The sequence below is a fragment of the Streptomyces sp. NPDC048416 genome (genome assembly GCF_043200435.1).
In the GTDB taxonomy this organism is placed as follows: Bacteria; Actinomycetota; Actinomycetes; order Streptomycetales; family Streptomycetaceae; genus Streptomyces.
Map to the genome: position 1 here is coordinate 1 of NZ_JBICXU010000063.1, position 11,733 is coordinate 11,733.

The window sequence follows — 11,733 nt, forward strand, 5'->3', positions numbered from 1 at the left end:
ATCCACCACCACAACCGAACCGTCCGGCACCGCGGCAGTAGTCGCCGAACCCGCCGTTCCAGCCACTCCGGCCGGCACCCAATCCACCCGGTACAACGACTCGTGGAACTCGGCACGGGCGCCATCGGCCAGCTCGGACGCTTCGATGGGCCGGACGGTCAGCGACTCGATGGAGGCGACCGCCGCTCCGACGGCGTCGGCGATGTCGACCTCGAAGCTGTCCCCACCCAGCGCGGACAACCGTACGCGCAGCGCGGACGCACCGGCGGCATGCAGCGTGACACCGCGCCACTCCGCGTTCAGGCGCAGCCCCATGGGCGTATCGTCACCGGGCGCGGCGGCCAGGAGCGCCAAGCCCTGCAAGGCCGCGTCCAAGGCGGCCGGGTGCAGACCGAACCGCTCGGCATCCTTCGCCGTCTGCTCGTCAAGCGCGACCTCGACGTACAGCGAATCGTCCTGCCGCCAGGCACCCTTGAGGCCGCGGAACACAGGGCCGTACTGCATTCCGGCCTCGGCATACCGGTCATAGATGGTGTCGACCGCGACCGGGGCGGCGCCCACCGGGGGCCACACACCGAGGTCGATGTCTTCCGCGACGTCACGTGTTCCGTCAGCGAGCAGACCTGTGGCGTGTCGCGTCCAGGACGCATCGCCCACCGCGTCCTCGCCCCGCGAGAACACACGCACCGCGCGCACCCCGGAACCAACCTCGGGCGCACCCACCACCACCTGCACCTGCACACCACCACGCGACGGAAGCACCAAAGGCGCCTCCAACGTCAACTCCTCCAACAACCCGCACCCGACCTGATCCCCCGCCCGGATCGCCAACTCCACGAACCCGGTCTCCGGAAAGACGACCGAGCCGACCGCGGCGCGGTCAGCCAGCCAAGCGTGGCCGGCCAGAGAGAGACGCCCGGTGAACAGCGCCCCATCGGAGTCCGCCAACATCGTCGCCGCGCCCAGCAAGGGGTGATCGGCGGCATCAAGCCCGAACGAGGCGACGTTTCCGACGTCCGCCACGTTCTTGATCCAGTAGTGCTGGCGTTGGAAGGGGTAGGTGGGGAGGTCGACGGGCCGGGTGGGTCCGTTGGTGGGGTGGAGTGCGGGCCAGTTGACGGTGTGGCCGCTGGTCCACAGGCGGGCGAGCGCGGTGAGGGTTTCGTTCTGTTCGGGCCGGTTGCGGCGCAGGAGGGGTATGAACGTGGTGGTCGTGTCGTCGGCGAGGGCTGCGGGGGCCATGGCCGTGAGGACCGCATCGGGGCCGATCTCCAGGAAGGTGGTGACTCCTTCTGCGGCGAGGGTGTGGATGCCGTCGGCGAAACGCACGGCCTCGCGTACGTGGGTGACCCAATAGGCGGGGGTGGTGAGTTCGCCGGGTGTGGCGGTACGTCCGGTCACGTTGGAGACGACCGGGATGCGGGGCTCGCTGAAGGTGAGCCCGGACAGGACAGCCCCGAACTCCTCCAGCATCGGATCCATCAACGGCGAGTGGAAAGCATGCGAGACGGTGAGACGCGAGGTCTTCCCGCCCGCGGCTCGCACCGCCTTCACGACCTTCTCGACGGAGTCGGCCGTGCCCGAAACAACCACCGCACGGGGCCCGTTGACGGCGGCGATCGCCGCGTCCTCGACCCCGTCGAGCATGGCGCGTACGTCATCCTCGGTCGCCTGCACCGCCGCCATCACACCACCATCGGGCAGCGCCTGCATCAGCCGGCCACGTGCCGCGACCAGCGCACACGCGTCAGCCAGCGAGAACACACCCGCCGCATGAGCCGCACTGATCTCACCGATGGAATGCCCCGCCACCACATCCGGCCGCACACCCAACGACTCCGCAAGCCGGAACAACGCGGTCTCAACAGCGAACAACGCAGGCTGGGCGTACTCGGTGCGGTCCAGCAGCCCCGCCTCAGCCGAACCCGCCTCCGCGAACAGAACCTCCTTCAGCGGGCGGTCGAGCTGGATGTCCAGGTGGCCACATGCCTCGTCCAGAGCGGCAGCGAACACCGGGAAGGCGGCAGCGAGTTCACGCCCCATACCCACCCGCTGCGCACCCTGACCGGTGAACAAGAAGCCCAGCCGGCCCTCCGCACGGACACCCCGCACCACACCCCCGGCCTCCTCACCCGAAGCCAGCGCACGCAACCCGGCAACCAGCTCCTCACGCCCCGCCCCCGCAACCACCGCACGATGCTCCAACTGCGCACGCGTCGAAGCCAACGCCACCCCCACATCCACCGGATCAGGAGCTTCCGCATCCTCCAGCAGACCCAGCACACCCACCGCCTGAGCCCTCAGCGCCGCAGCATTCCCGGCCGAAACCACGAGCGCCAACGCGCCTGCGCCAGCCGGGAGTTCGACGGTAGACGGCTCCTCGGTGGGCTCCGCTGCCGGGGCCTCCTCAAGGATGATGTGGGCGTTCGTGCCGCTGATCCCGAACGACGACACACCCGCCCTACGCGGCGACGTACCGTCCCACTCCACTTCCTCGGTCAGCAACCGCACATGACCCGCCGACCAGTCCACCTTCGACGACGGCGCATCGACATGCAGCGTCCTGGGCAGCACACCGTGACGCATCGCCATCACCATCTTGATGATCCCCGCCACACCCGCCGCCGCCTGCGTATGCCCCAGGTTCGACTTCACCGAACCCAGCCACAACGGCTGCTCGGCCGCACGATCACGACCGTACGTGGCAAGCAACGCCTGCGCCTCGATCGGGTCACCCAGAACCGTGCCCGTACCGTGCGCCTCGACCACGTCGACCTGGTCCGCCGACAGCTGTGCGTTTGCCAGGGCGTCCCAGATGACGCGCTGCTGGGACGGCCCGTTCGGTGCGGTGAGGCCGTTGCTCGCGCCGTCCTGGTTGACGGCGGAGCCGCGTACGACCGCCAGCACGGGGTGGCCGTTGCGTCGCGCGTCCGACAGCCGCTCCACCAGGAGCATGCCCGCGCCCTCGGACCAGCCGGTGCCGTCAGCCGCTTCCGAGAACGCCTTGCAGCGGCCGTCGCTCGCGAGTCCGCGCTGCTTGCTGAACGCGATGTAGGGGCCGGGGGTCGCCATCACGGTCGCGCCGCCCGCGAGCGCGAGGGTGCACTCGCCCTTGCGCAGTGCCTGGATCGCGAGGTGCAGCGCCACCAGGGACGACGAGCACGCCGTGTCCACGGTCACGGCCGGTCCCTCAAGGCCCAGTACGTAGGAAATGCGGCCGGACAGGACGGCCGCGTTGCTGCCGGTGGCCATGTAGGCCTCGGCCTCTTCCGGCAGCTTCAGGTCGAAGTACGTCTGGCCGTTGGTGCCGACGAAGACACCCACGCGCCCGCCGCACAGCGAGTCGGGCGCGATGGTTCCGCGCTCGAACGCCTCCCAGGAGGCTTCGAGCAGCAGCCGCTGCTGCGGGTCCATTGCCAGGGCCTCCCGCGGCGAAATGCCGAAGAAGGCAGGGTCGAACTCCGCTGCGTCGTAAAGGAATCCGCCCTTGCGCGGGTAGTCCGTGCCGTCGTCGGTGATCGGACCGGTTGTGGCGTCCCCGGTGTTCGCCGTGTCCCCGGTGTTCCCGGTGTTCCCGGTGTTCCCGGTGTCCCATCCGCGGTCCTCGGGGAAGTCCCCGATGGCGTCGGCGCCTGCGGCGAGCAGCTGCCACAGTTCCTCGGGCGAGTGCACGCCGCCGGGCAGGCGGCAGCTCATCGCGACGATGGCGATGGGCTCCTGCCCGGCGTTCTCGATCGCCCGCAGTTGCTGCTTCGTGGCATGCAGGTCCGCGGTCGTCCGCTTGAGGTAGTCGAGGAGCTTCGCTTCGTTCACGTTCGCCATCAGGGCCTCGCCGTGTGTCGTTTCCCGGGAACTGCGCATGCGGGAGGTTCGGGAAGTGGGGTGGTAAGTGAAGGTGTGCAGGAGCGGACAGCGGCTCAGGAGAGCCCGAGTTCCTTGTCGAGGAAGTCGAAGACGTCTTCGGCCGACGCGGAGTCGAGGCGGTCGGCGACGGTGGGGCCGCCTGCGGGACTTGTCGTCCCCGTCTCGCCGGCGTCGTCGGTGCGCGCATTGAGCCGGGTGACGAGTTCCTGGAGCCGGTGGCTGATCCGGCTGCGTTCGATCTCCTCGACGGACAGGGCCGCCGCCACCGATTCGATGCGCTCCAGCTCGGCCAGCACCGGTACGGCCCGGGCCTCCCCGTTCGGGCACAGCTCGCCGTGCAGGTGTCCGGCCAGCACGTCGGGGTTGGCGTAGTCGAAGAGCAGGGTGGCCGGGAGCTTCAGGCCCGTGACGGTGCTGAGCCGGTTGCGGAGTTCGACGGCGGTGAGCGAGTCGAATCCGAGCTCGTTGAAGGCACGGCTGGACTGGACCGTGCTGCCGCTGTCGTAGGCGAGGACGAGTGCCACCTGCCCGCGTACCAAGTCCAGTACTTCGCGGCGCTGTTCGCTCTCGGGCAGGGCGGCGAGCCGGACGACGAGGTCCGAAGCCGCTTCGGCCGGGGCGGCGGGGCCGCCGTGGGTGCCGGCAGCGGCGGTACGCACCTCGGGGAGGTTCGCGATGAGCGGGCTTGGCCTGGTGGCCGTGAATCCGGCAGCGAGTTGTGGCCAGTCGGCGTCCAGGACGCCGACGCAGGCCACCGTGCGGTCCAGGGCCCGCTGGAGGGCCGTCAGGCAGATGTCGACGTCCATCGGGGCCACGCCGCGCCACCAGGAGCGTTCCTGTGAGGCGTCTTCAGCTGCCATGCCGCCGCCGTCCCAGGGGCCCCAGGCCACCGAGGTCGCGGCGAGGCCCAGGGCGGTGCGGTGCTGGGCGAGTGCGTCCAGGTAGGCGTTCGCGGCGGCGTAGCTGCCCTGTCCCGCGCTGCCGAGCAGTCCGGCGATCGAGGAGAAGGTGACGAACGCCGTCAGCGGGTGATCCTTGGTGAGTTCGTGCAGGTGCCGGGCGGCTTCGGCCTTCGGGCGCAGGACGCCGGCGAGTCGTCCCGGGGTGATGGACTCCAGTACGCCGTCGTCGAGCACACCGGCGGTGTGCATCACCGCGGTGAGCGGCTGATCCTCGGGCAGCTCTTCGAGCAGCGCGGCCAGGGCCGTGCGGTCGGCGACATCGCAGGCGACCACGGTGACCCGGGCGCCGAGTGCGGTGAGTTCGGCCATCAGCTCGGGGGCTCCCGGTGCCTGGGGGCCGCGCCGGCTGGTGAGTACGAGATGGGCGGCGCCTCGACGGGCGAGCCAGCGGGCCACGTGCGCGCCGAGCGCACCGGTGCCGCCGGTGATCAGGACGGTGCCGTGCGGCGTCCAGCCCTCGCCGGTGGCGCCGTCGCGTGCGCCGGTGCCGGCGATGCTCGTGTCGGCGGGCACGTGGACGAGTCGGCGGCCGAAGGTCCCCGAGGCACGGAGGGCGATCTGGTCCTCCGGCGGGGACTCCTGACCGGTGTGTGCGCGGGCGAGTACGGAGACCAGGCGGGTGGCCGTCCGCTCGTCGGCCGTCGGCGGCAGGTCGACGAGGCCGCCCCAGCGCTGCGGCTGTTCGAGGGCCACGACTCTGCCGATGCCCCACACCTGCGCCTGCTCCGGGTGCGGCAGTTGCTCCGCGCCGCCCACTGCCACCGCGCCGCTTGTCAGGCACCACAGGGGTGCCTCGATCGCGAGGTCGCCCAGCGCCTGGGCGAGCGCGACAGTGGCGGTCAGGCCGTGCGGGCCGGTGGTCAGGGCCAGCAGGGAAACCACCGCGCGTACTGGTGAGGCCGCGTCGGACGCGGTACGCAGCCGGTCCCTGAGCTCGGCCCGGGCGCCGCCGGTCCGGGCCGCCGCGGTGGTCTGCGTCTCGGCGTCTGCCAGGGAGGCAAGGGTGGTGGCGTCCACGGTGACGAGCTGCGGTTGCGCGCCGCGGGTGCGCAGAGCTTCGGCGATGCGGTCGGCCCAGTCCTGGGCGTCCGGTCCTTCCGGTGCCACGACGAGCCAGCTGCCGGCCGTGGCGGCGGCTTCCGGGGTGGCTTCGGCGAGGGGCTGCCAGTCGATCCGGTAGCTCCAGGCGTCGGCGGTCGCCTCCTTCACGCGGTGGGAGCGCCAGCCCGCGAGCAGCGGGAGCACGGTGTCGAGCGAGTCCCGCTGGGCGGCGTTTCCGGCGCCGAGTGCTTCGGCGAGTGTGCTGGTGTCGGCGCGCTCCACGGCGTGCCAGAAGGCGGCGTCGCCGGCGCTGCCGGGCACCGAACCCGACGGGCCGTCCGCCGCGCCGGAGCCTTCGGCGGCTTCGCCCTCCCACCAGTAGCGCTGCCGCTGGAACGGGTAGGTGGGCAGCTGCACCCTGCGCCCGCCCCAGCCCGCGGCGACGGCCGGCCAGTCGATCGCCGTGCCGCGTACGTGCAGCTCGGCGAGTGCGGTGGTCAGGGCCTGCGGCTCGGGGCGGTCGGCGCGCAGCACCGGCACGAAGGCGACGCCCTGTTGGTCGGCTTCGTCGGGCAGGCACTGGCGGGCGAGGGCGGTGAGTGTGGCACTGGGGCCCAGCTCGACGAAGGTGCTGACGCCGTTCTCGCGCAGGGTGGCGATGCCGTCACTGAAGCGGACGGTCTCGCGCACATGCCGCACCCAGTAGTCGACGGTCGTCAACTCGCCCTGTGCGCACAGCTTTCCGGTGAGGTTGGAGACGACGGGAAGGCGTGGTTCGCTCATCGGCAGTCCTGCGACGACCGTGCGGAACTCCGCGAGCATCGGGTCCATGCGGGGCGAGTGGAAGGCGTGGCTGACGCGCAGGCGTGACGTCTTGCGGCCCTGTTCCCTCAGGTGTTCCGCCGCGTGCAGCACGGCGTCCTCGTCACCGGAGAGCACGACGGCGCGTGGACCGTTGACGACGGCCACGGCAAGCCGTTCGCCGAGCAGCGGGCGTACGTCCTCCTCGGTTGCCTCGACGGCGACCATCGCGCCACCGCCGGGCAGTTCCTGCATCAGCCGGCCCCTGGCGGCGACCAGTGCGCAGGCGTCGGCGAGTGTGAACACGCCGGCGACGTGCGCTGCGGCGATCTCCCCGACCGAGTGGCCGATCAGCAGGTCGGGGTGTATGCCCCAGCTTTCCAGCAGACGGAACAGCGCGACCTCGACGGCGAAGAGAGCGACCTGTGCGTGGCCCGCACGGTCCAGCTCGTCCGTCGCACCTGCGCTGTCGCTCCGAACCTGTCCCCGGGCCTGCCCCCTGGCCTGCCCCTCCGTGCTCGCGGCTTCCCCGGACTGCCACATCACGTCGCGTACGGGCCGGTCGAGCCACGGGTTTAACGCGTCACAGACCGTGTCGAGCGCGGTCGCGAACGCGGGCTCGGACGCGTACAGTTCCCGCGCCATGCCGAGGCGCTGGGCGCCCTGGCCGGTGAACATGAAGGCGGTGCGGCCGCCCGGTCCCTGCGGTGTTCCGAGGACCAGGCCCGCGGTGTCCTCGCCCGCGGCCAACGCGTCCAGTCGGCGCAGCAGGTCGTCTCGTTCGTCCGCTACGACGACTGCCCTTCGGTCAAAGGTGGTCCGGCCGGTGGCCAGGGAGAACGCGACGTCCGCGTCCGTGTCCGCGGTGTCCGGCCCGGCGCCCGCGACACGGGCACGCAGCCGGCCGGCCGCTTCGCGCAGAGCCCGGTCGTCCCGTGCCGACAGCAGGAACGGAAGCGCTCGTGCGGGGGACACGACGGAGGCGACCGGAGCGGAGGGCTCGGCGGGCGCCGAGGCCGCCACGCGCGCCTCCGGTGCCCCACCGGCGGGTGCCTGTGCCGGTCCTGCTTCCCCGTGCGCCTGCCCCGGTGCTGCCACCGGTCCTGCTCCCGCGGACACTTCCGCGGGGGCTTCCTCGATGATGACGTGTGCGTTGGTGCCGCTGAGCCCGAACGAGGAAATGCCCGCCCTGCGCGGCTGTTCGCTCTGCCAGGCGACCGGCTCGGTCAGCAGCCGTACGTTGCCCGCGCTCCAGTCGACCTGCGGTGTCGGCTCGTCCACGTGGAGGGTGCGGGGCAGCGTCCGGTGCTGGATCGCCTGCACCATCTTGATGATCCCGCTGACGCCGGCGGCCGCCTGCGCGTGCCCCATGTTCGACTTCACCGAGCCGAGCCACAGGGGGCTTTCGGCCGGCCGGTCCTGGCCGTACGTGGCGAGGAGAGCCTGCGCCTCGATGGGGTCTCCCAGTACGGTGCCGGTGCCGTGTGCCTCGACCGCGTCGACATCCTTGGCGAAGAGGCCGGCGTTGCGCAGGGCCTGACGGATGACACGCTGCTGGGCGGGTCCGTTGGGCGCGGTGAGACCGTTGCTCGCGCCGTCCTGATTGACGGCCGAGCCGCGTACGACCGCCAGTACGGGGTGCCCGTTGCGCCGTGCGTCCGACAGCCGTTCCACCAGCAGCACGCCCACGCCCTCGGACCAGCCCGCGCCGTCGGCCGCGCCGGCGAAGGACTTGCAGCGTCCGTCCGATGCCAGCCCCCGCTGCCGGCTGAACTCGATGAACATCTCGGGGCCCGCCATCACGGTCACGCCGCCGGCCAGTGCCAGCGAGCATTCGCCGTTGCGCAGCGCCTGCGCGGCCAGGTGCAGTGCCACCAGCGACGACGAGCACGCCGTGTCGACCGTCAGCGCGGGGCCCTCGAAGCCGAAGGTGTAGGCGACCCGGCCGGACACGAGGCTGCCTGCCGTGCTGCCACCGGCGTAGTCGTGGTACATCAGCCCGGCGAACACACCGGTCCTGCTGCCCCTGAGGGTGGCCGGGTCGATGCCCGCGCGCTCGAACGCCTCCCAGCTGGTTTCGAGCAGCAGCCGCTGCTGGGGGTCCGTCTCGGGCGCCTCCCTGGGGCTGAGGCCGAAGAACACCGGGTCGAAGTCGGCGGCGTCGTACAGGAACCCGCCTTCGCGCACATAGCTGCGGCCGGGACGGCCCGGCGTCGGGTCGTACAGGGAGTCCATATCCCAGCCCCGGTCGGTGGGGAACTGCCCGACCACGTCGGTGCCTTCATCCACCACCCGCCACAGGTCCTCGGGGGATGTGACACCGCCGGGATAACGGCAGCCCATGGCGACGATCGCGATCGGCTCGTGCTTGCCGTCCTCCACCTCGCGCAGGCGGCGGCGGGTCTCCTGGAGATCAGCCGTCGCGCGCCGCAGGTAGTCACGCAGCTTCTGGTCGTTCGCCATCGGTGTCTGAGCCAATCTGAGGTCTGTCGAGCGATGCGGGGACAGGAATGCGGATCTACGGGGTGCGGGGTACAGGGGGCCGGCGCCGTATGGGGCTGCCCGGCCGCGTCGACGGTGTCTTCGCCGGCGCGGCCGGGCCGCGCCCCGCTACGACAGTCCGAGCTCGCCGTCCAGAGCGGCGAACAGCTCGTCGTCGGTCGCCGACTCGTAGTCCGTACGGACATCGGCGGCCGACGCGGGACCGTGCAGGTCCCGCCAGGTGCGCGCCAGGGCCTCCAGGCGTGCGGCGACCTCGGTGAACTCCCCGTCGTCCCCGGCGTCATTGGGGGCCGAGGCGAGGAGCGCCGATTCCAGGCGGTCGATCTCGACGGACAGGGACCGGCCCGATGGCGCGTCCGGTACGAGCTCGGCCGCAAGGTGCGCAGCCAGCACCGCCGGAGCCGGGAAGTCGAAGACGAGGGTCGCGGGCAACCGCAGGCCGGTGGCCGCGTTCAACAGGTTGCGCAGGTCGACGGCGGCCAGCGAATCGAATCCGATGTCCTTGAACGCCCTTTCCGGGTCGATGAGTTGGCCGCTCCCATGGCCGAGTACCGCGGCGGCGTTGTCCCGGACCAGATCGAGCAGGAGCTGGGCCCGATCGGCTTCCGCCAGTCCGGACAAGCGCTCCGAAAGACGCGGCGACGGCACGTCGGTTGACGCCGCAGGGACCGCGCGGCGCATCGGGGTGCGTACGAGCGTACGGAGCAGGGCGGGCACCGGTCCGCCGGGCGAGCCCAGCACCGCCGTCTCCAGGCCGACCGGTACGAGCACCGGGGCGTCGTCGGCCGCCATGGCCGAGTCCAGCAGGGCCAGCGCCCGGTCGGTGGGCAGCGGGCGCATACCCATCCGCCGCAGGCGCTCCAGATCGGCTTCGGCCAGCTGGGCCGCCATGCCCTGGGCCTGCGACCACAGACCCCAGGCGAGCGAGAGGCCTGGCAGCCCCTGCGTCTTGCGGTGGCGGGCGAGCGCGTCGAGGAAGACGTTCGCGGCCGCGTAGTTGGCCTGTCCCGCTCCGACGAGGAGCCCTGCGGTGGACGAGAACAGCACGAAGGCGGACAGGGGTTGATGCTGCGTCAGTTCGTGCAAATGCCAGGCCGCGTCCGCCTTGGGGCGCAACACCGTGTCCAGGCTCCCCGCCGACTGCGTCTCGATCAGGCCGTTGTCGGCCACGCCTGCCGTATGGATCACGGCGGTCAGGGGGTGACGCGCCGGGATGTCGGCGAGCAGTTTCTCCACCGCGGCTCGGTCGGCCACGTCGCACGCCACAAGTATCGTCTCGGCCCCCAACTCGGCGAGCTCCATGCGTAGTTCGAGCGCCCCCGGGGCGTTCTCGCCACGACGGCCGGCCAGCAGCAGTCGTTTGGCGCCGTGCTGGGTCACCAAGTGCCGGGCGACGGCGGCGCCGAGACCGCCGGTTCCGCCCGTGATCAGTACGGTGCCTTCCGGGTCCCAGCGGTTCACCACCGGCGCGTGCGCGGCACCCTGCTGTTCGCGTGCGAGGCGAGGCTCGTACAACATGCCGTCACGCAGGGCGAGTTCGCTTCCGTCGGAGGCGGCAGCCGCCCGCAGGAGCCGACCGGTGGAAGCAGCCCCTTCGCCGCCCTGCCCGTCCCAGTCGAGGAGCAGCAGCCGCGCGCCCGGGTGCTCGGCCTGCGCGGCGCGCACCAGGCCCCACAGGGGAGCCCGGGCCAGATCCACGGCCGAGCCGGACGCGGCGTCGGGGCCGGCCGCGCCCTTGGTGAGGATCACAAGCCGGGAGTCGGCGAACGCCGGATCGGCCAGCCACTCCCGCACGACGGCCAGCACCCGCGTCGTCGCGGCGCGCATCCGGTCCAGCAGGTCGGCCGCTTCACCACGGGCGTCACCGGCCGCGCCCCCGGCGGCATCGCTGTCCATACAGCTGAGAACCACGAAATCCGGTACGGGCCCCGAGGTTGCCGCCCTGAGTGTCGCGAGGTCGGGGAACACCTCGGTTGCTTCGCCGATCATCGCCGCGACACGGTCGCCATCGCCTGCACCGACGACGGCCCAGTCACCGGCCGGTTCGCCGACCGAGGACCACCCGGCCCGCTCGCTCCAGATCGGCCGCAGCAGGGCGTCGTCCTCAGCCCCTGCCGCCGTCAGCTGGCCGGCGCTGACAGCACGCGCGGCAAGCGATCGCACCGACACCACCGGGGCGCCGCTCGGGTCCGTGGCCAGCACCGACGCCTCGTCGGGACCGTGAGAGGTCACGCGCACGCGCAGCGACGTCGCACCCGTCGCGTGCACGGTGACACCGGCCCAGGCAAAGGGAAGCCGCGGCCCAGCGGAGCTGTCCTGCTCGTCCCCCTCGTTCCGTTCGTCCCGCTCGTCGAAAAGGTTGGCGTGGAGTGCGGCGTCGAGGAGGGCGGGGTGGAGTGTGTAGGTGTGTGCTTCGTGGTGGGTGGTTTCGGGGAGGGTGACTTCGGCGTAGATGGTGTTGTTGTGTTTCCAGGCTGCTTTGAGTCCTTGGAAGGTGGGGCCGTAGTGGTAGCCCTGGGTGGCGAGTTGTTCGTAGGTGTTGGTGAGGGGGATGGGGTGGGCG

General features: G+C 71.6%; 3 protein-coding genes. All 3 read right to left on the minus strand.

The window, feature by feature from the left end; translation table 11 throughout:
• On the minus strand, positions 1-3,822 hold a 3,822-nt coding region (locus ACGFW5_RS35070), incomplete at its 3' end, for a type I polyketide synthase (RefSeq protein WP_393838412.1).
• Positions 3,823-3,917: 95 nt separating this feature from the next.
• Positions 3,918-9,131 carry a type I polyketide synthase gene (locus ACGFW5_RS35075; RefSeq protein ID WP_393838413.1) on the minus strand — a complete coding sequence of 1,738 codons (5,214 nt, stop codon included), beginning with the start codon at positions 9,129-9,131 and terminating at the stop codon, positions 3,918-3,920.
• Between the two features lie 147 nt (positions 9,132-9,278).
• The coding region (locus ACGFW5_RS35080; RefSeq protein WP_393838414.1) for a type I polyketide synthase at positions 9,279-11,733 on the minus strand (2,455 nt) is incomplete at its 5' end.

Coding starts and splice junctions, on each gene's coding strand:
- ACGFW5_RS35075 (WP_393838413.1), bottom strand. CDS start 9,131: ATGGCGAACGACCAGAAGCTGCGTGACTACCTGCGGCGCGCGACGGCT.